Origin of the sequence: Tessaracoccus sp. MC1865, from assembly GCF_017815535.1 — a bacterium.
Lineage (GTDB): Bacteria > Actinomycetota > Actinomycetes > Propionibacteriales > Propionibacteriaceae > Arachnia.
Map to the genome: position 1 here is coordinate 2,503,490 of NZ_CP072596.1, position 23,700 is coordinate 2,527,189.

The 23,700-nt window shown below is 69.1% G+C and carries 18 protein-coding genes and 1 tRNA gene; 9 read left to right on the top strand and 10 right to left on the bottom strand.

The features are described from left to right. The first annotated feature begins 21 nt into the window (after positions 1–21). The 3 genes from J7D54_RS11725 to J7D54_RS11735 all read left to right on the top strand — a co-directional run bounded on the left by J7D54_RS11725 (position 22) and on the right by J7D54_RS11735 (position 3,527). On the top strand, positions 22–2,457 hold the full coding sequence (locus tag J7D54_RS11725; RefSeq protein WP_245243988.1) for a transglycosylase domain-containing protein: 2,436 nt from the start codon (positions 22–24) through the stop codon (positions 2,455–2,457). Further along, positions 2,457–3,425, top strand: coding sequence for a metallophosphoesterase (locus J7D54_RS11730; protein ID WP_182764047.1), 969 nt, complete (start codon positions 2,457–2,459; stop codon positions 3,423–3,425). Before J7D54_RS11725 ends, J7D54_RS11730 begins: the two co-directional genes overlap by 1 nt. 25 nt (positions 3,426–3,450) lie before the next feature. Next, positions 3,451–3,527, top strand: a tRNA-Pro gene (locus J7D54_RS11735). A gap of 95 nt (positions 3,528–3,622) precedes the next feature. On the opposite strand, the gene J7D54_RS11740 is transcribed toward J7D54_RS11735, so the two are convergent. Continuing rightward, on the bottom strand, positions 3,623–4,270 hold the full coding sequence (locus J7D54_RS11740; protein WP_182764048.1) for a hypothetical protein: 648 nt from the start codon (positions 4,268–4,270) through the stop codon (positions 3,623–3,625). Continuing rightward, entirely contained in the window at positions 4,270–4,902 is a 633-nt protein-coding gene (locus J7D54_RS11745; protein WP_182764049.1) for a hypothetical protein, read from the bottom strand. The genes J7D54_RS11740 and J7D54_RS11745 overlap by 1 nt, the downstream gene beginning before the upstream one ends. Before the next feature lie 122 nt (positions 4,903–5,024). Here J7D54_RS11745 and J7D54_RS11750 point away from each other — a divergent pair, with 122 nt between their 5' ends. Then, positions 5,025–6,914 carry a phosphoenolpyruvate carboxykinase (GTP) gene (locus J7D54_RS11750; protein WP_182764050.1) on the top strand — a complete coding sequence of 630 codons (1,890 nt, stop codon included), beginning with the start codon at positions 5,025–5,027 and terminating at the stop codon, positions 6,912–6,914. Between the two features lie 83 nt (positions 6,915–6,997). On the opposite strand, the gene J7D54_RS11755 is transcribed toward J7D54_RS11750, so the two are convergent. Beyond that, complete coding sequence (locus tag J7D54_RS11755; protein ID WP_182764051.1) at positions 6,998–8,194, bottom strand: leucine-rich repeat domain-containing protein; 1,197 nt, start codon at positions 8,192–8,194, stop codon at positions 6,998–7,000. A 93-nt stretch (positions 8,195–8,287) separates the two neighbouring features. Between J7D54_RS11755 and J7D54_RS11760 the strand changes: the two genes are divergently transcribed. Genes J7D54_RS11760 through J7D54_RS11770 form a run of 3 tightly spaced genes read left to right on the top strand, consistent with a single transcriptional unit; the run spans position 8,288 to position 11,284 of the window. Continuing rightward, on the top strand, positions 8,288–8,707 hold the full coding sequence (locus tag J7D54_RS11760) for a glutaredoxin domain-containing protein (RefSeq protein WP_182764052.1): 420 nt from the start codon (positions 8,288–8,290) through the stop codon (positions 8,705–8,707). Between the two features lie 43 nt (positions 8,708–8,750). Continuing rightward, positions 8,751–10,250, top strand: coding sequence for an amidohydrolase (locus J7D54_RS11765; protein WP_182764053.1), 1,500 nt, complete (start codon positions 8,751–8,753; stop codon positions 10,248–10,250). An 8-nt stretch (positions 10,251–10,258) separates the two neighbouring features. Further along, on the top strand, positions 10,259–11,284 hold the full coding sequence (locus J7D54_RS11770; protein ID WP_182764054.1) for a Gfo/Idh/MocA family protein: 1,026 nt from the start codon (positions 10,259–10,261) through the stop codon (positions 11,282–11,284). Here J7D54_RS11770 and J7D54_RS11775 read toward each other — a convergent pair. Both J7D54_RS11775 and J7D54_RS11780 read right to left on the bottom strand, forming a co-directional pair. Then, on the bottom strand, positions 11,262–14,054 hold the full coding sequence (locus J7D54_RS11775; protein ID WP_182764055.1) for a cation-translocating P-type ATPase: 2,793 nt from the start codon (positions 14,052–14,054) through the stop codon (positions 11,262–11,264). The two genes, J7D54_RS11770 and J7D54_RS11775, sit on opposite strands and share 23 nt — an antisense overlap. 154 nt (positions 14,055–14,208) lie before the next feature. Continuing rightward, on the bottom strand, positions 14,209–15,579 hold the full coding sequence (locus J7D54_RS11780; RefSeq protein ID WP_182764056.1) for a sn-glycerol-1-phosphate dehydrogenase: 1,371 nt from the start codon (positions 15,577–15,579) through the stop codon (positions 14,209–14,211). Positions 15,580–15,844: 265 nt separating this feature from the next. On the opposite strand from J7D54_RS11780, the gene J7D54_RS11785 reads away from it, so the two are divergent. After that, positions 15,845–16,660 carry an HAD-IIA family hydrolase gene (locus tag J7D54_RS11785; protein ID WP_182764057.1) on the top strand — a complete coding sequence of 272 codons (816 nt, stop codon included), beginning with the start codon at positions 15,845–15,847 and terminating at the stop codon, positions 16,658–16,660. A gap of 2 nt (positions 16,661–16,662) precedes the next feature. Here the strand turns inward: J7D54_RS11785 and J7D54_RS11790 are convergent, their stop codons facing one another. From J7D54_RS11790 to J7D54_RS11810, 5 genes are all read right to left on the bottom strand, one after another. Further along, positions 16,663–17,484 (bottom strand): ABC transporter permease, encoded by an 822-nt coding sequence (locus J7D54_RS11790; protein WP_182764058.1) that lies wholly within the window; start codon positions 17,482–17,484, stop codon positions 16,663–16,665. Then, positions 17,481–18,317, bottom strand: coding sequence for an ABC transporter permease (locus J7D54_RS11795; RefSeq protein ID WP_182764059.1), 837 nt, complete (start codon positions 18,315–18,317; stop codon positions 17,481–17,483). Before J7D54_RS11795 ends, J7D54_RS11790 begins: the two co-directional genes overlap by 4 nt. After that, positions 18,314–19,240, bottom strand: a complete 927-nt coding sequence (locus J7D54_RS11800) for an ABC transporter ATP-binding protein (protein WP_076062922.1) — start codon at positions 19,238–19,240, stop codon at positions 18,314–18,316. The genes J7D54_RS11795 and J7D54_RS11800 overlap by 4 nt, the downstream gene beginning before the upstream one ends. Positions 19,241–19,278: 38 nt before the next feature. Further along, positions 19,279–20,205: an aminoglycoside phosphotransferase family protein gene (locus J7D54_RS11805; RefSeq protein WP_209455119.1), complete on the bottom strand. Its 927-nt coding sequence runs from the start codon at positions 20,203–20,205 to the stop codon at positions 19,279–19,281. A 67-nt stretch (positions 20,206–20,272) separates the two neighbouring features. Then, the gene (locus J7D54_RS11810) at positions 20,273–22,324 is read right to left on the bottom strand and encodes a PhoX family phosphatase (protein WP_182764060.1); all 2,052 of its coding nucleotides are present in this window, start codon (positions 22,322–22,324) and stop codon (positions 20,273–20,275) included. 214 nt (positions 22,325–22,538) lie between these two features. Here J7D54_RS11810 and J7D54_RS11815 point away from each other — a divergent pair, with 214 nt between their 5' ends. Next, the gene (locus tag J7D54_RS11815; protein ID WP_182764061.1) at positions 22,539–23,693 is read left to right on the top strand and encodes a PLP-dependent aminotransferase family protein; all 1,155 of its coding nucleotides are present in this window, start codon (positions 22,539–22,541) and stop codon (positions 23,691–23,693) included. The last annotated feature ends 7 nt before the right edge of the window (positions 23,694–23,700 follow it).

The following is a 23,700-nucleotide window of genomic DNA, read 5'->3' on the forward strand; positions in this document are numbered from 1 at the left end:
CTCTCACGTAGAATGCGCCGTATGAAGTCTGCCTCCCTGGGCCAGAAGGGCTATTCCCTCCTGATGTTCTTCGCGGTATCACTCCTGTCGGGCCTCCTGCTCGCAGGGCTGGCCGTGCCGATGACCGCTCTCGCCGGCAACGGCGTGAAGATGGCTGCCGAATCGCTGGAGCAGTTGCCGGCCGAGTTCGAGACCCCGCCGCAGTCCGAGCGATCGCGCGTCCTGATGGGCGACGGCAAGGTGTTGGCCACGTTCTTCGACGAGAACCGCATCTACGTGCCGCTCGAGGACATCTCGCTGTTCATGCAGCAGGCGCAGATCGCCATCGAGGACCACCGCTTCTACGAGCACGGCGCTATCGACTTCCAGGGCTTCGGCCGTGCGGCCGTGAAGACGCTGACCGGCGACACCCAGGGCGCGTCGACGCTGACCCAGCAGTACGTGAAGCTCGTGCGCGTCGAGACCGCGTCGATGAACAACGACCAGGAAGGTGTCCGCAAGGCCACCGAGGTGTCCCTCGAGCGCAAGATCGTCGAGATGCGCTACGCCATGGCCGTCGAGGAGAAGCTCACCAAGGACGAGATCCTCGAGCGCTACCTCAACATCGCCTACTACGGCGACGGCGCCTACGGCGTGGAGGCCGCGGCCCAGCACTACTTCCAGGTCTCAGCCAAGGACCTGGACCTGGCGCAGTCGGCGATGTTGGCCGGCCTGGTCCAGAACCCCGTGCAGACCAACCCCACCAAGTACACGCAGCGCGCCATCAACCGGCGCGACACCGTGCTGAACCGCATGGCCGAGCTCAAGCTCGTCACCAAGGCGGAGGCCGCCGCCGCCAAGGAGACGACGTTCGATCCGTCGAAGATCAAGCGCCTCCCCAACGGCTGCGTCGCCTCCCAGTTCCCTTTCCTGTGTGACTACGTGCAGCGCACGCTGATGACGATGCCGAGCATGGGCGAGACGGAGGAAGAGCGCCGCAACATGCTCAACCGCGGTGGGCTCACCATCCACACGCTGATCGACGCCGAGGCCCAGCTCGCCGCTGAGGCGGCTGTCGCCTCCCTGATCGCGCCGCTCGACCCAGTGTGGGGCTCCTCCGTGCTAGTGCAGCCCAGCACCGGCCTGATCGTGGCGATGGCCCAGTCGCGCCCCAAGATGGGACCGGACGAGGCCGTGGGCGAGACGTTCAAGAACATCAACGTCGAAGGCTCCATGGGCGGCATCGAAGGCTTCCAGGCGGGCTCCACATTCAAGGCCTTCACCATGGCGGCCGCGCTGGACCTGGGCATGACTCCGGACCAGAAGTACGACGCCCCCAAGGAACTCGAGATCGACGGCGAGACCTTCACCAACTGTGAGGGTCCGTTCAAGACCCGTGCGGACCGTCCGGTCAGCAACTACGACAGGGGCTACGGCACCATCGACATGCGCAAGGCAGCCGAGTCGTCGGTCAACACGTACTTCATGCAGCTCATCCAGGCGGTGGGGATCTGTAACACCACCACGATGGCCGAGAAGGTGGGCGTGAAGCTCGCCAACGGCGATCCCATGAACTCCCAGGCCTCGTACCCGTCGTTCACGCTGGGCACCGCCTACATCACGCCGCTGTCCATGGCCGAGGCCTACGCCACGTTCGCCAACCGCGGCATCCACTGCACCCCGATCATCCTGCAGTCCGTCACGACGAAGGACGGCAAGAAGCTCGAGGTGCCGCCGGCCAACTGTGAGCAGGTCATCCGGCCTGAGGTGGCCGACGGCGTCAACTACCTGCTCCAGGGCGTGGCCATGAACGGCACCGGTCGGCGGGCGGCGCTGCGCGACGGCCGCGACGAGGCCGGCAAGACCGGTACCACCAACGAGAACAAAGCCGTCTGGTACGCCGGTTACACCCCCGAGATGGCGGGCGTCGCCATGATCGGCGTCGATACCGCCAACACCTGGTGGAAGACCCACACCCAGACCGTCAAGGGCACCATGCCCGCCAGCGGCACGTATCTGGAGGGATCCGGCGGCGGCGACGCGGGCCAGATCTGGAAGGCTGCCATGACCTCGGCGCTCGCCGACAAGCCCAAGACGAAGTTCACCGAGCCCAGCAAGACCATCCTCGAGGGCGAACTGGTGCCGGTGCCGGACGTCAAGGGGATGGGGTACAACGAGGCCAAGGAGACCATCGAGGCGGCCGGGTTCACAACCCGCACACAGCGGGAGTACTCGAGCCGCCGCAAGGGCGCCTTCCTCGGCATCACCCCCTCGGACCAGGCCGTGAAGTTCTCCAGCATCACGCTGCGGGTCTCAGCCGGTCCGGAGCCCGCGCCGAAGCCTGCGCCGAAGCCAGTGGTCCCTGAGCCCCCAGCGACGGCCCCCGCTGCCCCCGCGCCGCCCGCCGCTCCTCCGGCAGCACCTCCCGGCCAGCAGCCGGGTGGCCCTCCGGGCCAGGGCGGGGACGACGGCGACTGATGCGCGCCGCCACCAAGACCCTCGGCGGCCTGGCCGCCCTGGGCGCCGCCTGCTTCGGCTGGGGCCTCGTCGAACGCAGCCTGTACACCGTGCGCCGGGTGCAACTCGACGTGCTGCCGCAGAGTTCCGCAGAGCTCCGCGTGCTACACGTGTCAGACTTCCATCTCATGGAATCCCAGCGCGGGAAGCAGGAATTCATCGCCGCCCTGGCAGGGCTGGAGCCGGACCTCGTGGTCAGCACCGGCGACCACATCTCTCAGGCCAAGGCCATCCCGGCCCTGATGGCGTCGCTGGAGCCCCTGCGTGGCATACCCGGAGTGTTCGTGTTCGGGTCCAACGACTACTTCGCGCCGCAGTTCCGCAACCCGCTGAGGTACCTCACACGCGGGTCGTCCAACGGTCACAAGCAGCCGGAGCCGCGCCAACTCCCCACGGCGGAGCTCGCCGCGCATCTCGAGGGACTGGGTTGGGCGAACCTCACCCAGGGCCGCACCGTGCTCGAGGTGGCCGGGCATCGGCTGGCCTTCCGGGGCACCGACGACGCCCACCTCGGCCGCGACGACTACGCCGCCGTCGGCGGGCCGCCGGAGCCGGGCGCAGCGCTCAACATCGGCGTGACCCACGCGCCGTACCTGCGGTTGCTGAACGCCATGACTGCGGACGGCGTGGATCTGATCTTCGGGGGCCATACCCACGGCGGTCAGGTCTGTGTGCCGGGCCATGGGGCGCTGATCACCAACTGCGACCTCGACACGGCACGCGTCAAGGGCCTGTCCACCCACACCTCCGGGGGACGCACCGCGCACCTCCACGTGTCTGCGGGTTTGGGCACCTCCCCGTTCGCGCCGTACCGGTTCGCATGCCGCCCTGAGGTGACGCTGCTCACCCTGGTTCCCGGGCCGGAGCGGACCATCGCCCACGGCCCCATCCGGAACCGTGAATTCGCACCTGAGGCCGCCGTGCGCTAATCTTTCCCTTGGCTCAAAAAGCCATCGGGGTGTGGCGCAGCTTGGTAGCGCGCGTCGTTCGGGACGACGAGGCCGCAGGTTCAAATCCTGTCACCCCGACCATGTGATGTCTCAGGACATCGGACTAGCCTGAACCCTCTGGGTTCAGGCTTTTATGGTTCCCGGGGCTGGTGGTCCGCCGCGGCCCGCGGAGCGGCTCAGTAGACTGCGAGCTTGCCCTGATCGTCGTTGCAGACGAGGCCCACTCCGGTGGGCAGTTCCAACCCGGTGAGCTCCGCGCAGTCCGGCGTCGCCTGGAGCACCGTCAGGAGATGCCACTGGCGCGTCTCGCCGTCCTCTCCCCAGATCGCCTGGCCACCACCACAGTCCGTGCTGATCGTGCCGAGGATGAAGCCGTCCTGGTGCTTGCTCATCACGCTGAGGCCCAGCACGGTGCAGCCGTCCGTACCGGCGGACGTCATCGCGTTCTCCGCGTAGTCGCGGAACGCCGGTGACGCCTCCTCAAGCAGGTGGAGCTGCGAGTAGGCGACATTGTGGATGTGGCGGTCCTCCCACCCGTTGGTGGGTTGGAAGTCCGGACCCGCCCCAGCCGACTGCATCGAGGTGAGCTCGCTGGAGCGCGCAGCCGCCCTCGACATGACCTCGTCCACCTCGGCGGCGGCCTCGGCCTGCTTCTCCGCGGCAACGACCTCCTCCGGGAGCTCTTCATCGGCGGCGTCCTTGGGGACACCGAACGACGGAGCCAACTGCCTGGCCGACACGGCCGACGACACCATGGAATCCGGGGCGCACGCGGGCAACAGCAGCAGCGCCGCGGCCGGGGCCGCGAACCAGGTGGCCCTCATCAGAAGTCCCGGGCCGAACCGTCGTCGCCCAGACAACGCAGGCCCGGGGCGCCTGCGGGGATGCCGTTGTAGGCGAGGTCCGCGCAGGGCACGGGGTCGCCGAACTGAACGATGTAGTGCCACTGGTTGTCGGTGATGCCCCACACCACTTCGCCGCCCGCGCAGTTCGACTCCTCAGTGCCATAGGCGAAGCCGTCGGAGTGAATGCCGTGGAGGATGACCTCCTCGGTGACGCAACCGGTCTCGTCCTCGACGCCGACGCGGCTGGTGAGGAACGCGCGCAGCGACTCCGGCAGTTCGGTGGCCTTGATGATGTCGGCGCCCGAGCGCAGCGTCAGGTCCAGCTTCGTCCAGGGGCCGCCCTCCTGCGGGGGCTGTTCGACCGGGGACAGGCTGGTCGTCGACTCTGCGGTGGGAGGCGGGGCGGACTCGCTGGCCGACGCGGATTCACTGGGCGAAGCTGACTCCGACGCCACGATCTCCGTCTCCGCCGTGGGCGGTGGTTCAGTGGCGCCGGGCGTGGTCATGTCAACCGCCGGCGCCGTGGGGGACGGCGCGGCCGGTTCGGGGGAACACCCGCCCAGTGCAGCTGCACACGCGAGCACGCCCGTCAGGATAACTGCCGTTCGCACCCCAGCACTGTAGCAGCGTGAGACAAAGTCCCATCAAGTAGCAATGAATGAAAATGTCTGGCTATGGTGGAAATGGAAGCGCTCAACGGAGATGCGTGATTCCACCGCAACGAAGGGGTCCCATGACAACCGCCACCCAAGTTCACCGGAAAACACGAGCCGACCTCCCCGCCACGGGCGAGGCACCCACCCACCCGAAGCTGGTGGCATGGCTCGATGAAGTTGTCGAGCTGTGCCAGCCCGACGCCATCCATTACTGCGATGGTTCCGACGCGGAGTACGACCATCTGGTCCGCGTCCTCGAAGAGGCGGGCACTGTCATCCGCCTCAACGACGAGAAGCTACCCAACTCGATCTACGCTCGCACGGACCCGGACGACGTGGCCCGCGTTGAGGACCAGACGTTCATCTGCTCCGAGGACGAGCGCAACGCCGGTCCCACCAACAACTGGATGGCCCCGGCCGAGATGAAGCGCGTGATGAAGGGCCTCTACGACGGCTGCATGCGCGGGCGCACCCTGTACGTCATCCCGTTCTGCATGGGCCACATCGAGGCCGATGACCCGAAGTTCGGCGTTGAGGTCTCCGACTCCGCCTACGTGGCGTTGTCGATGCGGATCATGACCCGGATGGGCGCCGAGCCGCTCAAGGCGATGACGGACACCCAGGCCGACTTCGTCCCCTGCCTTCACTCGGTTGGCCTGCCCCTCGAGGAGGGCGAGCAGGACGTGCCATGGCCCTGCTCGGAGACCAAGTACATCATCCACTTCCCCGACGAGCGGATGATCTGGTCCTACGGCTCCGGCTACGGCGGCAACTCGCTGCTGGGCAAGAAGTGCTACTCGCTGCGCATCGCCTCCGTCATGGCGCGCGACGAGGGCTGGATGGCCGAGCACATGCTGATCCTGCGGCTCATCTCCCCCGAGGGACGCAAGTACCACATCGCGGCCGCGTTCCCGTCGGCCTGTGGCAAGACCAACCTGGCCATGCTCGAACCGACGGTCCCCGGCTGGAAGGTCGAGACCCTGGGCGACGACATCGCCTGGCTCCGCTTCGGTGAGGACGGCCGGCTGTACGCCACCAACCCGGAGACCGGCTTCTTCGGCGTGGCTCCCGGCACCAGCTACGAGACCAACCCCAACGCGATGCGCACCATCGCCAAGGGCAACTCGATCTTCACCAACGTCGGCCTCACCGCCGACGGCGACGTGTGGTGGGAGGGCATGACCAAGGACAAGCCCGAGAACATCACTGACTGGAAGGGTCGCCCCTGGAGCGGCTCGACCGGTCCGGAGGGTGGCCGCAAGGACGAGAAGGCGGCGCACCCCAACAGCCGCTTCTGCACGCCTATTGAGCAGTGCCCCATCCTGGCGGACGACTACCACAACCCGCAGGGTGTGCCGATCGACGCGATCGTCTTCGGCGGCCGTCGGGAGAACACCATCCCGCTGGTGACGCAGTCGCGCAACTGGAAGCACGGCGTCTTCATGGGCGCCACCTGTTCCTCGGAGACCACCGCTGCGGCGAAGGGTGCGGTCGGCGTGCTGCGCCGCGACCCCATGGCGATGCTGCCGTTCATCGGCTACCACGTGGCCGATTACGTGCAGCACTGGATCAACATCGGCAAGAAGGCCGACGAGGCCAAGCTGCCGAAGGTGTTCTACGTCAACTGGTTCCGCCGCGACGGGGACGGCCGCTTCATGTGGCCCGGGTTCGGCGAGAACTCCCGCGTGCTGAAGTGGATCGCCGAGCGCGTCGACGGCAAGGCCGACGCCGTGGAGACCCCCACCGGCTTCGTCCCCACGAAGGAGTCGCTCGACGTCGACGGACTCGACATCTCCGACGAGGACCTGGAGGCCGTGATCAGCTACCGCCCGCAGGAATGGCACGACGAGGTCCCGCGCATCGGACGCTGGTTCGACAGCTTCGGCTGGCGTCTCCCGCGCGAACTGGTCGACGAACTGCGTCACCTGGAGGTCGCCGTCGGGCGCGCGCCCAGCTCGATGTGGTGATGAACCTGCACCGACCTGCCCGCTGAGCAACGATCGCCGGCATCGCCCCGTTCGGGCGGTGCCGGCGATCGTCGTGCGGGGGATCAGCGGACGATCTCGAGCCCGTCTGCCACCTTCTGGTCCAGCGGCGACCAGTCGGTGACCGGGTTGTTCTTCAGGGACAGGAACGTCAGGTTCTCCAGAGCCGCGAACGGGGAGACGTCGGTGATCTCGTTGTCGTCCAGGTTGATTGCCACCAGCAGCGGCAGCTCCGTGACGAACGAGGCGCCGGTCAGGCCCGCGTTCATGGCCATGAACGTCTCAAGGCGATCGAGGTCGGTCACGTCGGAGGCCTTCAAGCCGGTCACCGGGGCGTCGGGGCCGCCGATGAGTAGATGCTCGAGCCCGCGGAGCGCGTTCAGGTCGGACAGGTCGGCCAGCGGGACCTGGTACAGATTGAGGCTCGTCAACTTCGACAGCGAGGTCAGGGGATCCAACGAGAGGGCCCCGGCGGTGTAGCGCCGTCCCTGGATGTCGAGTTCCGCGAGATCCCTGGCCACCTCGATGCCTCCGAGGTCCTGGACGGTATATCCGTTGGCCGTGGCGCATTTCAGGGTGATCAGCCCCTCCACCTCCGAGCGCAGGATCCGGTCGTGCCCCGTCTGCGCCCGGACGCAGTTGGTCAGGGAGCGGTCAGCGAAGGTGACCTCGTCCACGGGCTGGGTCGGCTCGGGCGACGCGGTGACGGTGGGGATCCCGATCGGCACCTCAGCCACCGTGCGGTCGTCGGTGAAGCGGACGATGTTGTTGAAGACCCACTGGTCCTGCCAGCCGTAGACGCCGGCGGCACGCTCCCCCGCGGTCTGGGTGACGACGGTTGCCATGGCGTAGGAGCGGCACCCACGGCGCCCGGTTCGCTCGTTGTCGCACTCGGTCCACCACTCGCGGCCGTCCGGGGCCGTCCAGTTGCCCGGGTTGGCGAGCGGGTTGGAGCCCCAGAGCTTCCGTGATGCGGGGAGGTAGGTGAGGTTGTTGAAGGCCCAGCCTGTAGTGCGCGTGAACGTGCGCTTCGCACCGTCGTCGAGGTGCGCGTAGGTGATCACGGTGGCCTTGATCTCCGTGCGGCACCGGGTGGTCCGGGAATACGGTTCGCAAGCGGTGCGCCATTCCCGCCCGTTGACCACGTGGATGCCCTCGGTGGTGTAAACATCGACCTCTGCATGCGCAGGCCCGGCTGGCCCGAGGAGTGCCGGCACGACCACCAGCACTGCCGCGAGAAGGAGCTTGAACCAAGAACTCATCATTGCCCCCATCACCGTGCCGTCATCGGCGCTGAGGGCGACCCTAACAGAGCCGCCGCCTCGGCCGGGCGCGACCTCGCCTAACCTGGGGCCATGCAGCGGTTCACGTGGCTCATCGTCCTCATCGCCGGTCTGGCGTTCGCCTTCTCCATCGAGGGCTGGAAGGTGACCGCCGTCAGCGCGCTGCTGGCGGTGTGCGTGATTCTCCTCGCCTGGTGGATGAGCCCGTTCTCCGGCGGCCGCACCAAGCGGCACGCCGACGTCATGGCGCTGCCCGCCGAGCAGCGCCGCGTCGTGGCCTACTGGCGGCCAGGCTGCATCTTCTGCCAGAGACTCCGGGGCGGCCTCGGGAGCGATGCGAAGAAGGTGACGTGGATCAACATCTGGCAGGACCCGGACGCGGCGGCATTCGTCCGCAGCGTCAACAACGGTGATGAGACCGTCCCCACCGTCGTGGTCGACGGCGAGGTGCTGGTCAACCCTGATCCGAGGACGGTTCGCGAGGCCCTCTGAACCGCCGTTGACAACGCATTATCTTGAGTGAGACGGTGCATGGGTGAGCGGTTCTGTGCTGGTGAGTGGTGGCCTGGTAGTCGGTCTCGACGGGGAGGGCGAGCGGGCCGTCGACGTGCGGATCCGCGACGGCGTGGTCATCGAGGTGGGGCCGGATCTGCCCGTCCGGGGCGAGGAGGTCGTCGACGCCTCGGGCTGCTGGCTGATCCCCGGGCTGTGGGACAAGCACGTGCACTTCGGCCAGTGGGCCCGCTCCACCACGTGGATCGGCCTCGCCGGCACCGCGGGCCCGGAGGAGGTCTGCGCCAGGGTGGCGCAGGCCCTGGAGATGCGTCGCGACGACGGCCGCATCGCGGTTGGGTTCGGCTACCGGTCCGCGGCGTGGGAACGCGTGGGCACCGTCGCGGAACTGGACGCGGTGTCCGGATCCCAGCCCGTGGTCCTGATCTCCGGCGACGCGCACAACGGCTGGCTGAACTCGGCTGCACTGGAGCGCCTGGGGGTCGCAGCCCGCCCGGACCCCATGAAGGAGAACGAATGGTTCGCCACGCTGGCCCGGCTGACGGCGATGCCGGAGCAGGCCGCAACCGTTGAGGAGGAGGGCGCCGCCGTCGGGTACCTGGCGTCGCGCGGGCTGGTGGGCATCGTGGACCTGGAGTTCGCCGACGCCTTCCGCCACTGGCCCCGCCGCGTGGCCGCCGGGATCCGCCGGCTGCGCGTGCGCGCCGGCGTCTATCCTCCGCAACTGGACGAGGTCCTCGCAGCCGGCTGGCGGACCGGCGACACGCTGCCTGGTGGCGACGGATTGATCACGATGGGGCCGTTGAAGATCATCACCGACGGGTCGCTGGGCACGCGTACTGCGTGGTGCTGCGAGCCGTACCTGGGCCTGGCCGCCGACGACCCCCACGCCTGCGGGGTGGTCAACGTGGCGGGCGACGAGTTGGAGGGGCTCCTCGGACGGGCCCGCGCCGCCGGCCTGGCCCTGGCCGTGCACGCCATCGGCGACCGCGCGAACCAGGCGGCCCTCGACGCCTTCGAGGCCACCGGCGCGGCCGGCTCCATCGAGCACGCGCAGTTGCTGCGCCGTGAGGACGTGCCGCGGTTCTCGCGACTGGGGTTGACGGCCAGCATGCAGCCGCACCACCTCGTCGACGACCGCGCCATGACCGAGCGCTGGTGGGGCGACCGCGCGGACCGGACGTTCCTGGTGAAGTCGCTGCTCGATGCGGGCGCCACTCTCGCCTTGGGTTCCGACGCGCCGGTGTCGCCGCCGGATCCGTGGCTCGGCATCGCCTCGGCGGTGCACCGAAGCGGCGACGACCGGCCGGCGGTGCAGCCGGAGGAGTCGCTGACCGCGCGCGAGGCCCTTGCCGCGTCCGTCGACGGCCGGCGCATCAGCGTCGGCGGTCCGGGCGACGTGGTGCTCCTCCGCACGGATCCGCTGGCGGACCATGGGTCGCCTGTTGCCACTGCCGCTGCCCTGCGTGCCATGGAGGTCGTCGCCACCATCTGCGACGGGGCCCTCACCTCCCAGCCATAATGGGGCCCATGATCACGCTGCCCACTTCCCGTGTCCCGGACCCAATGACCGCTCCCCCGCTGCGCTGGGGGGTGCTGGGCACCGGCTGGATCGCCGAACGGTTCTTCGACGCCGCGCACACGCACACGCAGCAGCGGCTGACCGCCGTCGGCTCCAGAACCCAGAGCAGGGCCGACGAGTTCGCGGCCCGGTTCCAGGCGCCCTGCGCGCACGACACCTACGAGGCCCTGGTAGCAGACCCTGATGTCGACATCGTCTACGTCGCCACGCCCCACAGCGAGCACCTGGCCAACGCGAAGCTGGCCATCGAGGCAGGCAAGCACGTGCTGGTGGAGAAGGCCTTCACCGAGACCGCAGCCCAGGCCCGCGAGCTCATCGACGCAGCCCGCGACGCCGGCGTCGCCGTGATGGAAGCCATGTGGACGCGGTTCATCCCCCACATGGATGTCATCCGCCAGCTGTTGGCCGACGGCGCGCTCGGCGAGATCGAGACCGTCTTCGCCGACCACGGCCAGTGGTTCGCCGACGACCCGGAGTCGCGGCTGTTCGACCCTTCCAAAGCCGGCGGCGCGATGCTCGATCTCGGCGTCTACCCCGTCTCCTTCATGCACTTCGCGCTCGGCTCCCCGGGCCGTGCGCTGTCACTCGGCACGCGGGCCTTCACCGGCGTCGACCGGCAGATCTCCGCCGTCTTCGACGGCTTCGAGGCTAGCCCGAACGCGAACGCGCTCATCAACACCACATGCAAGGCGCTCACGCCCACCCGCGCCTTCATTGCGGGCACGAAGGCCACCGTCGACGTGCCCACCTTCTTCTACGGCCCGCAGCAGTTCACCCTGCGCACCGTCGACGGCGAGACCCAGCTGAGCGAGCAGCCCACGCTGCTCGAGCACGAGGGGCTGGCCTACGAGGCCGCCCATTTCGCCACCATGGTGGCCGAGGGCCGCGTCGAATCCGAGTGGATGTCGTGGGACGAGACCCTCGCGGTGATGGACACGATGGAGGCGCTGATCACCTCGCTGCCGCGCGCCTGATGACCTTGACGATCTCCTCGTAGACCAGGACAGCGACGCCTGCGCCCACGGCCACCGCCCAGTGGGCCAGGTCGAGCGACGTGGTGCCGAACGCGTGCTGCAGGAACGGCACCTGCACGACGGCGACCTGCGCCAGCGCGGCCCCGAGCAGCGACACCCACAGCCACGTGTTGGTGAACAGGTGGCTGAAGGCGCTGCCCATGTCGGAGCGGGAGTTCAGCGCGTTGAACAGCTGCATCATCACCAGTGCGGTGAACACCGTGGTGCGCGCGACATCCAACTGCTGCTCAGTCCCGACGAGGTGCTCGAGCCCGCCGAGGAAGCCACCGGGCAGGCTCAGGTCGTAGATGACCAGGCTGATGAGGCCCATCACCAGGCCGGTGCCGATGATGCGCGCCCACATGTGGCCGTCGATGATCCGGTCGTCGTAGGCGCGCGGTTTGCGGCTCATCACGTCGTCGATCTCCGGGTCCACGCCCATGGCCAGCGCCGGCCCGGAATCGGTGACCAGGTTGATCCAGAGGATCTGGGTGGCCAGCAGGGGCACGACGGTGGCCCCGGGGTTGGCGGGATCCGCCAGGCCGATGAACGAGCCCAGCACCACGCCGAGGAACACCGTGGCGACCTCGCCCATGTTGGAGCTGAGCAGGTAGCGGATGAACTTCTTGATGTTGTCGAAGATGACCCGGCCCTGACGGACCGCGGCCACGATCGTGGCGTAGTTGTCGTCGCCGAGGATCATCTCCCCGGCCTCCTTGGTCACCTCGGTGCCGGTGATCCCCATCGCAATGCCGATGTCGGCAGATTTCAGCGCCGGGGCGTCGTTGACGCCGTCGCCGGTCATCGACACGATCTGGCGGTCCGCCTGCAACGCGTCCACGATGCGTAGCTTGTGCTCCGGCGACACCCGGGCATAGACCGACGTGCGGCGCACCAACTCAGTGAGTTCGTCGTCGGAGAGGCCCTCGAGGTCGCGGCCGGTGACGGCCCTGGGCGCGCCTGAACCGTTGTCGGTGATGCCCAGGTCCTGGGCGATCCGGGAGGCGGTGACGGGATGGTCGCCGGTGATCATGACGGTCTTGATGCCGGCGCGGTGCGCCTCGGCGATGGCCTGGGCGGCCTCGTCGCGCGGAGGGTCGATGATGCCGACGACGCCCACCCACACCAGGTCGTGCTCGGCGGTCTCGTCGAAGCCCTCGGGGTCCGCCTCGCCCGCCTCCCGCCAGGCGACACCGAGCGTCCGGTAGCCCTGCTCGGACAGACCGACGACGGCCTGGCCGAGTTCCTCGCGACGCTCGTCCGTGAGCGGCCGCTGGGTGCGGCCCACCTGTTCCTCGACGCAGCGCTCCAACAGCACGTCGGGCGCGCCCTTTGCGAACAGCCGTTGTTGGTCCTCGCGGTGCCCGAGCACGGACATGAGTTTGCGCTCGGAATCGAACGGGGCCTCCGCGTCGCGCTCGTACCAGCCGACGCGCTCGGTGACACCCTCGAGTTTGTGCTGGGCCACGACGAACGCAGCCTCTGTGGGATCTCCCTGGATGCTCCAGGTGCCGTCGTCGTCCTGGGTCAGTTGGGCGTTGTTGGCCAGCACGCCGGAGGCCAGGAGCCGGCGGGCCTCAGCGGCGGCCTCGTCCCCACCGTCGATCTCGACCCCTCCCTCCGGGGCGTAGCCGGTGCCGCCGAGCCTGACCCTGCCCGAGGCGGTGACGATCTCGCGCAGCGTCATCTCGTTGCGCGTGAGGGTGCCGGTCTTGTCGGAACAGATGACCGACACGGAACCGAGCGTCTCGACGGAGTGGAGGTCCTTCATCACCGCGTTGCGCCGCGCCATCACCTGGACGCCGATGGCCAGCACCAGGGACAGGATGGCGGGCAGGCCCTCCGGCACGGCGGCGACGGCGAGGGACACCCCCATCAGCAGGATGTCGACGGCCTCGTCGAGGCTGCGCACGCCGTTGACGAGCGCGACGGCCCCCATCACGACGATGGCGATCACGACGACCAGCAGCCCCAACATCTTCGAGATCTTCGCGATCTCCTGCTGCAGCGGCGACGGGTCGCGCTGCGTCTCGTCGAGCAGCGTGGCGATGCGGCCCATCTCGGTGTCCATGCCGGTGCCGGTGACGACGGCGCGGCCGACGCCCCGCGAAACAGCGGTGCCCTTGAAGACCATGTTGACCCGGTCCCCCAGCGCCGCCTCGCCCGACAACGTGCCGGGGTCCTTCTCCACGGGTTCGGACTCGCCGGTGAGCGAGGCCTCCTGCACCTTCAGTGACGACGACGTGAGCAGCCTGCCGTCGGCGCCCACCGCGTCTCCCTCCGAGAGCACCAGGATGTCCCCGGGGACGATGACCGACGACGGGACATCGGTGAGTTTGCCGTCGCGCAGCACGGTGGAGTGCGTGGCCGTCATGTCCGACAGTGCCGCGACGGCGTTCTCGGCCTTGTTCTCCTGAACGAAGCCGAGCACCGCGTTGGCCACCACGATGATCGCGATGACGAGCGCGTCGACGGGCAACCCCGAGGCTCCCTCGGCGAACCAGGCGAAGAGGGAGATGACGATCGCCACCAGCAACAGGTAGATGAGCGGGTCTGCGAACTGGCGCAGGAAGCGGCGCCAGGCGGGTTCGGCTTCGGCACCGCGCAGCTCGTTGGGCCCGAACTGTTCGAGGCGTTCGGCGGCCTCCTGCGAGGTGAGGCCGTTGCGTGGATCGACCGTGATCTCTGCGGCCACGTCGTCTGCGGATTTCGTGTATGCCGGTGCGGTCATGGGCGCAAACTCGCTTTCACAGGTGCCTTTCTTCCACCATACGCGCGTCCCCTATCGTCGAAAGCTCAGGCGACCAGGCTGCGGGTCTCCTCGTCGGCCAGCGCGAATACGGCGGCGGGGCCTCCGGGGAGGAGGCGGAGAGGACCGCCAGCGCTCACTTACTCCAGATGGAATCGAAGACGTCGGCGACCAGGTCGTCGAAGATGCCGAGTTCCCAGGCCACGTCCAGGGCGGTGTAGCGGGAGCGGTAGAACATGGCCTTGGGGAACATGGTGCGCACGTCGTCGCGCGTCACGCCGATGTCCTCAGGCCGGAACGGGGCACCCGCCTCACGCAGCATGGTGCTGAGTTCCGCGGTGGTGACCAGTTGGGCGCGCAACTCGTCCACGACGGCGGGCCATCGGTCGAGCAGGGGCTGTAGGCGTGCGACGAGTTCGTCGCCGGCCGCGTACTTGGCACGGGTCTCGCGGGCGGCGTGGTCCGCCAGCGCACCGCTGAAGCGGCTGCGGATGTCAGCCTCGATCTCGCTCCACGGGGCGCGGCCGGCGGCCGCTGCGGGCAGGTCGATCGCGGTGAGGTCGCGGGCCAGCAGGGCCTCGTAGAAGGCGCACATGGCCAGGGAGCCGACGGCCACCTTGAAGCCGTGCGACAGTGGCGGATTGAGGTGGGCGCCCAGCCCCTCGATCTCCCACAGGTGGGCGAAGTAGTGCTCGGCGCCGGAGGCGGGGCGGGTGCCGTCGTAGGCCTGCATGGCCAGGCCGGAGAGGCAGAGCCCCTCGACCAGGCCGGAGAAGGCCTCGACGTTGCCGGCCGCCAACTCCGCCGGGCGCGACAACGCCGTCGCCACGCCCGACTGGACCATGTCCCACACGGCCCGGTCGATGGGCTCCACCCCGGTGTGGTGCGCCAGGATCCAGTCGGCGCCCCCGGGGATCTTGGCGACGAGGTCGCCGTAGCCCGAGGCGGTCATGGCGGGCGGCGCGGCGGCCACCACGTCGAGGTCCATGATGACCACGACTGGGGCCTTGCAGTTTCGGGTGGCTTTGACGCCGTTCTCCGTCATGGGGGCTCCTGCGCCGGTGTAGCCGTCCATGGAGGCGGCGGTGCCGACGACGGCGTAGTCGCGGCCGAGTTCGAACGCCGCCAGCTTGACCAGGTCGTTGATCGTGCCCGAGCCGAGCGCGATGGGCAGGTGCGTCCCCGGCGTTCCCGGGGAACCGGTGGCCGCATCCCGGGACGTCAACGCACGCTGGATCTCCCGGCAGTTGTCGTAGGACGCGTACAGCGCCGGTTGGCCGGGGAAGACCAGCGGCTCAGCCACCTCGCACCCGGCCCCACGCAGGGAGGCGGTCAGCCCTTCCCCCGCCACGGCCCACGTGTTCTCGTCGGCCACGATGAGGAACGGCCCGGCCCCGAGGTGGGCGGCGACGAGCCGACCACTCTCGGCGAGCGCCCCGCGCTCGACGGCCGCGCCCACCGTGTCGGTGGCCCGGCTGAGCGCCGCGCGGAGGGTCTCACTCGTCATGGCCGAACACCGGCCTCGGGTACTCGGGAGGTGTATGCCATGTTCGTTCCTTCTCTGGTTCTACGAGGTGGCCGTGCACACAGGCGATGCTGGCACGCCTCGGATGCGTGACCTTGTCGATGCCCCTGACGCTAGCGTGGCCGGGTCGTCATTGCGAGGTGAGGACGGGCTTCTCCCATCGTCGTGCAGACGGCCGGGTGATTCCGGTGCGTGGGACAGCGCCGGGCTGGCACTGTGGAGGCACACCGATCAGAAGGACCCCGCCATGACGCTCAGCTCCCCCACCGGGTGGTACGACGCCTACGTCTTCGACCTCGACGGCACCATCTACCTGGGCGACGACCTGCTGCCCGGCGCGAAACGGCTCATCGAGGAGCTGAGGGCGGCGGGACGGGTGGTGAAGTTCCTGTCCAACAACCCGACGAAGGACCCCCAGCAGTACCAGGCGAAGCTGGAACGGCTGGGCCTCCCCACCCCGCTGGAGGACATCGCCAACACCGTCGTCACCACCACCCGGTGGCTGCTCGACCACCATCCCGACGCGGCGCTGTTCGTGATCGGCGAGGAGCCGCTGCAGCGCGCGCTGCGGGAAGCCGGATTCCGCCTGACGGAGGACCCGGCGGAGGTCGACATCGTGGTGGCGTCCTACGACCGGGGCTTCGACTACCGCAAGCTGCAGATCGCCTTCGACGCCATCTGGTTCCACAAGCGGGCGTTCCTGATCCAGACCAACCCGGACCGGTTCTGCCCGTTCCCCGGGGGGCGCGGCGAGCCGGACTGCGCGGCCATCACCGCCGCCATCGAGGCGTGCACCGGGGTGCAGTGCCAGGTAACGCTGGGCAAGCCGTCGGCGTTGATGGTGGAGGCGGCGCTGGGGGCCGACGACGTGGACCTGAGCCGGTGCCTGATGATCGGCGACCGGTTGATGACGGACATCCAGATGGCGATCGACTGCGGCATGCCCTCGGCCCTGGTGCTCACCGGTGAGTCGACCGTCGACGACGTGCTGAAGCAGCCGGAACACAACCGCCCCACCTACATCGTCGAACGCATCGATCAGTTGCTGCCCGGGAGGCCCTGAGGTCAGCGGAGGAAAAGGGCCCTGAGCCTCTTGGTGGCGACGATGACCCCGATGAGGATCATCACCGCGAAGTAGCCGAGGTGCGCCCACATCGACGGCTGGATCAGGCCCGTCGTCAACTGGCGGATCATGTCCACCCCGTGCCACAGCGGCAGGGCCATGATCACCCACTGCACCGCCTCCGGGTAGACCGTGATGGGGAAGAACGTGGCCGAGAGCAGGAACATCGGCAGCATCACGAAGAACACCAGATCCAGGTGCTGAAACGACGTCATGTAGCTGGTCGCCGCGAGGCCCACGGAGGCGAAACCGCAGGCCACGACCAGCGCCGCGGGGATGGCCAGCAGCGCCGTCCACGAGAGGTTGAGGCCGAGCAGCGTGGTGACTACCATGAACCCGCTGGCGTAGAGCAGCCCGCGGAACAGCGCCATGAATATCTCGCCGAGCGCCACGTCCATGGGGCCCAGCGACGTCGAGAGCATCTGCTCGTACAACTTGCCGTAGCGCATCCGGAAGAACACGTTGGTGGTGGAGTCGTACAGCGCGCCGTTCATGGCCGAGACCGCCATCAGCGACGGTGCGATGTAGGCCGCGTAGGGCACCTCGCGGCCGTAGAACTCGACGCCACCGATCAGTGCTCCGAGGCCGAGGCCCATGGACAGCAGGTAGAACACCGGCTCGAAGAACCCCGACAGCACGACAAGGTAGTTGTTGCGGGCGATCACCTTCATGCCGCGGGCGACCACCGAGCGGGTGTTGCCGCGGTAGATGCCGCGCAGCGCCCTCGGCACCCGCGCCTGCCGGGCGAGGGAATCTGTGCTCACTGATCCAACCTCCTGCGGAAGTGGCGCACGGACAGCAGCCCGCCGACGACGGCCATGACGGCCAGGAAGCCGACGTGGATCAGGCCCATGCCCACCGTCAGGGGCGCGCCGTAGAGGGCGGTTCGGCCCAGTTCCGCGGCGTGCCACAGCGGCGACACCCAGCCGATGGGTTGCAGGTAGCCGGGCAGCGTCTCCAGTGGGAAGTAGGTGCCGGAGAACAGGGTGAGCGGCACGATGATGAACCGCTCGATGAAGCTCAACTGGCCGCGTTCATCCTTCTGCGTCGAGACCCACGCCATCACGCTGAAGCCCACCGCCACGGCGAGCAGCAGCCCGATGGGCAACAGCAGCAGCACGCCCCACCACCGGCCGATGCCGAACACGAGCAGCGCCACCAGGTAGAACCCGATCATGGGGAGGACGCGCACCATGACCGCAGCCTGGAAGCCGCCCGCCATCTGGCCAGGCGTGATGGGGGTCAACCGCATGGCGTTGAACAGGTTGGTCCACTTGAAGCCGCCGAACACGCCGAAGGTGTTCTCCTGCGAGGCCACCTGCATCGCGCTGGCCAGCACCAGCGCCGGCGCGACGAACGTCAGGTACGGCACGCCCTCGATGCCCTTGCCGTCGTCGACGAGGACCCCCAGCCCGGCGCCGAGGCCCAGGAGGTAGATGAACGGTGACCCGATCCCGGTCAGCAGCAGCGTGGCCAGGTAGGCGCGCATGTGCATCACCCACTGCTCCACCACCGCCCACCAACCCATGCGGGCGACGACGCGGTGGTCTGCCGTGAGCCGGGTGTCGATCACAGGCTTGTCCGTGGTGAGGCTCATTCGATCAGGCTCCTGCCTGTGAGGCGGAGGAACACGTCCTCCAGCGACGACCTGCGCACCAGCGAGGTGACGGGCTCCAGCCCCCGCTCGACGACGGACTGCAGCGCGTGTTCTCCGTTGTCGGCGTAGATCAGCACCCTGTCCGGGAGGAGTTCCTGCCGCTCGCCGATCCCGTCGAGCTGTCCCGCGGCCGCCTGGTTGCGCGCCGAACCGAAGCGGACCTCCAGCACCTCGCGGGTGGAGTACTGCCTGATGAGCTGCTGCGGCGAACCCTCGGCGACGATCCTGCCCTTGTCGATCACGACGAGCCGGTCACACAACTGCTCCGCCTCGTCCATGAAGTGTGTGGTCACCACCAGCGTGACGCCCTCCTCCTTCAGCCGGAAGAGACGGTCCCAGAGCACGTGGCGGGCCTGCGGGTCCAGGCCGGTGGTGGGCTCGTCGAGCAGCATCACCTTGGGGTTGTTGATCAGGCCGCGGGCGATGGTGAGGCGGCGCTTCATGCCGCCGGAGAGCCCGTCGACCCTTGCGGTGCGCTTCTCGCGGAGCTGCGCGAAGTCGAGGAGCTCCTCGGCCCGTGCCCTGACGTAGGCGCGAGGCAGCCCGAAATAGCGGCCGTAGACGTAGAGGTTGTCGATGACGCGCAGTTCCTCATCGAGGAGGTCACCTTGGGGCACGATGCCCAACTGCGCGCGGATCTCCGGGCCGTGCCGGTTGGTGTCCAGGCCCAGCACGCTGAGTTCGCCGTCGGAGCGGGTGGATGTGGCCGCGATCATGCGCATGGTGGTGGACTTGCCGGCGCCGTTGGGCCCGAGGAACCCGAACGACTCACCGGGCGCGATGTCGAAGTCGATACCGTCCACGGCCGTGAAACTGCCGTAGCGCTTCGTCAGCCCGCGGGCGGAGATCACTGGAGTAGGCACCCCAGAAACCTACAACCTGCCCCGGACAAACCGGGGGGTCAGTCGGGCGGATCGGCGAAGGCTTTGGCCAGGGTGATCATCCGGCCGCGGAAGTCGTCGGAGGCCGGCGCGTACCCGGCCGCCCAGACGGCGTTGAGCACGAGCCGGACGAAGGTCCAGGCGTAGGCGCGGTCGAGGTCGAGCCCCGTGGCATCGGCCACGACGTCGGCGCGCAGCCGCACATGGGCCCGCAGGTTGTGCGCGCGGGCCGCCACGTCGGCGCGGTTCCACACCACCGGGGCCACGGCATAGGCCCACTCCCCGACGACGGGCTTGGGGTCGATCGCGAGCCAGTCGCCGCGTGCCGGGTCCAGGGGCGCGAGCACGTTGGCGTCGTGGAGGTCCTCGTGCACCAGCCGGCCGGGGAGGGGGGCGGCGAGGAGGTCGTCGAGCGTGCTGAGTGCCTGCTCCGCGAGGCGTCGGGGAAGGGCGCGGTCGGCCTCGGCCAGCTGGCCGCGCCACCGTCTGGCCTTGTCGGCGACCCTCGGGAACTGCGGCGAACCCTCGCGGTCGAGGCTGCGGAAGAGTCCTCCGATGGTCTCGCAGGAATCCAGGACGGAGGCTGAGGTGAGCGGACGGGAGGCGTCGAGGCGTTCCAGCAGCAGCGCGTCGGCCGCCGGGTTGGCGGCGATGAGCCGGACGGCGCCGTGGCCGGCCCAGAGCCGCAGGGCCAGGTGCTCGAGATCGGCCTCGTGGTGCGGCCAGCCCACCTTCACGACGGCGGGCTGCCCGTCGTGGAGCACCGGCAGCACCAGCGCGTTCTCGCCGTGCCACGGGTCGCCGTCGGGCGTGAGGTCCCAGCGGGCCAGGTGCTCGTCGATCAGCTTGGGGAGCCGGGCCAGCCAGGTGTCGCCGTCGACGGGGCGCGCACCGAGCACGTCGGCCGGGCGACCGGCGACCAGTGCGCGGAACGGAGCTGGGATCACGGACCCCACGCTAGTGGGGATGCGAAAGGGGCGGGCCGCCGGAGCGGCCCGCCCCCTCAGGTGGGTGTCACTTGATCTTGGCGGAACGGTTGCCCGAGGTGCGGGTCACCTGGACGACGGAGGGGCGGGGTGCCGCCACCTTGTCGCCCACCTGGACGGGGCCGCCGGCCGAGAGCTGGTCCGGCCACAGCGAGGTGTGGGCGCCCCACCTGCCGTCCTCACCCGGATGCTGCACGGCGACGAAGACCGAATCGTCGCGGTCATGGATGACGGGGCCGCAGGTCTCGGAGGCCGATGGCACGGCGAGGAACTGCTCGACGCGGCCGCGGTTCGGGCCGTCGACGGTGACCTTGTGCAGGGCATCGCAGAGGCCCAACGTGCCGGGCTGACCGTCAGTGGAGATCCAGAGGTTACCCAGGGAGTCGAAGGCGATGTTGTCGGGGCACGAGATCGGCGACACCTTGTCGGCCGGGTAGCCCGAGAAGTAGGTGCGGGTCGAGGTGCGGGGGTCCCCGCAGAGCATCAGGATGTTCCAGCTGAACTTCTCGGCAGCGTGGTCGTTGCCGTCCTCGACCATCTCGACGATGTGGCCGTCGCGGTTCGCGGTCAGCGGGTTGGCCTCGTCGACGGCGGTGCGGCGCGAGTTGTTGGTGAGCGCCAGGTAGACCGTGCCGGAAACCGGGTTGGTCTCGAGGTCCTCGGGCCGGTCCATCTTGGTGGCGCCGACGCGGTCCGCGGCGAGGCGGGTGAAGACGAGCACCTGCTCCGTGGTCATACCGGGCACCAGCGACTCGGTGCCGCGTACCAGCGGGACCCACTCGCCGTAGCCGTCGAAGGCGCCGTCGGCCGGGAGGTCGCCGTCGCCGGTGATCTCCGCCTCGAGCGAGTTGCCGTGGTAGCGCGCCACGTAGAGCGTGCCGTCCTCGAGCAGGCGCATGTTGTGCTGCTTGTCGCCCTCGATGAAGGTGCGCGACGACACGAACTTGTAGACGTAGTCGTGGCGCTCGTCGTCGCCGGAGTAGACGACGGCCTGGCCCGACGGCGCGATGACGCAGGTGCCGGCCTCGTGCTTGAAGCGGCCCAGAGCGGTGTGCTTGACCGGGGTGGAGGAGGGATCCTCCGGGTCGATCTCGACGATCCAGCCGAAGCGGTTGCCCTCGTTCGCGTACTCCTCGTTGCGGAGGTCGAAGCGGGGGTAGACCGTCTCCCAGCCGCGGCTGGTGGCGCCCGAGCCGATGCCGTAGCGCGCGTGCTCGGCCGAGCCGTTGCCGCGGAAGTACTGGTTGAAGTTCTCCTCGCCGGAGAGGACGGTGCCCCACGGGGTCGTGCCGCCGGCGCAGTTGTTGAGGGTGCCCTCGACGAGGGTGCCGGTGGGGTCGTCGGCGGTCTTCAGCAAGTCTGAGCCGGCGGCGGGGCCGGAGACCGAGAACGTCGTGAAGCCGGTGATGCGCCGGTTGCGACGGCCGGCTCGCACGTACGTCCAGGGCTGACCCTGCTTGTCGCGCCGCAGGTCGACCACCGAGAATCCGTGGGCGGCCAGGGCGATATCGACGACCTCCTTGGCGTTTCCGGTGCGGAAGGCGTCGGAGAACATGATGCCTTCGTTGGTGTATTCGTGGTTGCACACGAGGTAGCCCGAGCGGTCGTTGCCGCCGTCAGAGATGACGTTGAGATAGTCGCAGTTGTAGCCGAACTGCTGGGCCTGCGCGACGCCGGTCTGGTTCTCGATGTCGAAATCCGGGGCGTCGGCGAAGATCGGGTCGCCCCACCGGATGATAGGGTCCCAGCGGTAGCCGCGGGGGACGGTGACGGTGTCGACGGAGCGCGGCACCGGGGCGATGGCCTCGAAGGGGAGCTTCCCGCCACCCTGCGGAAGGACGCCGTTGTCCGCGGCGGCGGTACCGCCGGTGACGTGCGACACGACGAGGGCGCCGGTGATGCCTGCGGCGCTGCCCAGTGCGGCACGGCGGGAGAACACGGCCGAAACGATGTCGCGGAACGACTCGTTCCCAGTGGTGTTCGGCTCGGGGTGCGAACAGGCGTTGCCGCACTTCAGTTCGCAGGTGATGGGCGAGCGGTTGCCGCGGGTGTGGCCGAGCATGGGAAGCAAACGCTTCATTCGAAACCCCTTGGGTGGTAGGCGATCGGGCACAGCAATCCCATCGGACCAGGTGGGCAGAATCCGGTCGTCCAAGGTGACCGGTGAGTGAACAGTTGTGGACGACTGGGCCAACCGTCCGGGCGCGCCGAGCCTGCGTCGGCGGCCCAGCGGTCTGGACCGACGGAGCTCGTTGCGGCGAACGAAACGATGGGCCAGTGGGTAGGCTGCGGCCATGCACATCGACGCGTTCCGGGAGCTCCTGCTGGATCGCTCCCCCGGGGCCGCACCGCTGCCCGTGCAGGTGGCGGCCGGCATCCGCGACTTCGTCGCCCTTGGCTCCCTGCTCCCGGGCGAGGCGGTGCCGTCGACGCGCGCGGCCGCCGTCGCCCTGGGCGTCTCGCGCGGCACCGTCGCGGCTGCCTACGACCAACTCGTCGCCGAGGAATATCTCGTGGCCCGCGACCGCTCCGGCACCGTCGTCAACCCTGACCTGCGCTCGGTTTCGGCCCCCACCGTGAGCAAGTGGATGGGGTCATCGCCCCGACACGCCGGAAAACGGCCCGAAACCAACCGTGACCCCATCCAATTGCTCACGGGCTCCGACGGCGGGGCCTGGCCCGACGACGCCGCCTGGCGCAGTGCCTGGCGGCGAGCCGTGACGGACGAGCCGGTCCCCGCATTGGCGGAAGCGGTGGCCGAACACCTGCGCCACATGCGCGGCGTGGTGGTGGAGGCGGACCGCATCACTGTGACGTCCGGTGCGCGCTCCGGGCTGTCGTTGCTGCTCGCGGTGGCGGCGAGGAGGGCGGGCAGGCGCCCGCGGGTCGCCGTCGAGTCGCCCGGCTTCCCGGGCCTGCGGCGACTGCTGGAACATTCGGCCGTGGACACCGCGGCGCTGCCCGTCGGCGCGGCGGGTCCGCACCTGGAGGCACTGAACCGCGCCCACCGCCGCTCCCCCATCGACCTGGCCATCGTCACACCCAATCACCAGTACCCCGACGGCGGGGCGCTGTCCGCCCGCCACCGGCAGGCCATGATCGCCTGGGCGCGCGACGAGGGCGTGGTGCTGGTGGAGGACGACTTCGACTCCGAACGCCGCCACCTGGGCCCGCCGCTGCCCACGCTGTGGAGCCTGGACCCCACCGTCGTGGCCCACCTGGGCACGTTCGCGGCGGTGATCGGACGGGGCGTGGGCACCGGTTACCTGGTGGCGCCGGCGTCGTGGCATGCCGAGATCGTCGGCGCGGCCGACGCGACGGGCGCCGCTCCCCCACTGTTGCTGCAACGCGCCGTCGCCTCCTACCTGGCCGACGGCGGCCTGCGCCGGCGCCTGGCACGGGCCCGCCGTCGCGCCTCCTCCACGAACCGCGAACTCACGTTCCGCTGAAGGCCGC

Bases quoted from the DNA above. Each gene is read 5' to 3' on its own strand.
- J7D54_RS11795 (WP_182764059.1), bottom strand. From the start codon at position 18,317: ATGAGCCTCACCACGGACAAGCCTGTGATCGACACCCGGCTCACGGCA.
- J7D54_RS11810 (WP_182764060.1), bottom strand. From the start codon at position 22,324: ATGAAGCGTTTGCTTCCCATGCTCGGCCACACCCGCGGCAACCGCTCG.
- J7D54_RS11780 (WP_182764056.1), bottom strand. From the start codon at position 15,579: ATGACGAGTGAGACCCTCCGCGCGGCGCTCAGCCGGGCCACCGACACG.
- J7D54_RS11730 (WP_182764047.1), top strand. From the start codon at position 2,457: ATGCGCGCCGCCACCAAGACCCTCGGCGGCCTGGCCGCCCTGGGCGCC.
- J7D54_RS11760 (WP_182764052.1), top strand. From the start codon at position 8,288: ATGCAGCGGTTCACGTGGCTCATCGTCCTCATCGCCGGTCTGGCGTTC.
- J7D54_RS11770 (WP_182764054.1), top strand. From the start codon at position 10,259: ATGATCACGCTGCCCACTTCCCGTGTCCCGGACCCAATGACCGCTCCC.
- J7D54_RS11785 (WP_182764057.1), top strand. From the start codon at position 15,845: ATGACGCTCAGCTCCCCCACCGGGTGGTACGACGCCTACGTCTTCGAC.
- J7D54_RS11815 (WP_182764061.1), top strand. From the start codon at position 22,539: ATGCACATCGACGCGTTCCGGGAGCTCCTGCTGGATCGCTCCCCCGGG.
- J7D54_RS11775 (WP_182764055.1), bottom strand. From the start codon at position 14,054: ATGACCGCACCGGCATACACGAAATCCGCAGACGACGTGGCCGCAGAG.
- J7D54_RS11740 (WP_182764048.1), bottom strand. From the start codon at position 4,270: ATGAGGGCCACCTGGTTCGCGGCCCCGGCCGCGGCGCTGCTGCTGTTG.
- J7D54_RS11755 (WP_182764051.1), bottom strand. From the start codon at position 8,194: ATGAGTTCTTGGTTCAAGCTCCTTCTCGCGGCAGTGCTGGTGGTCGTG.
- J7D54_RS11725 (WP_245243988.1), top strand. From the start codon at position 22: ATGAAGTCTGCCTCCCTGGGCCAGAAGGGCTATTCCCTCCTGATGTTC.
- J7D54_RS11750 (WP_182764050.1), top strand. From the start codon at position 5,025: ATGACAACCGCCACCCAAGTTCACCGGAAAACACGAGCCGACCTCCCC.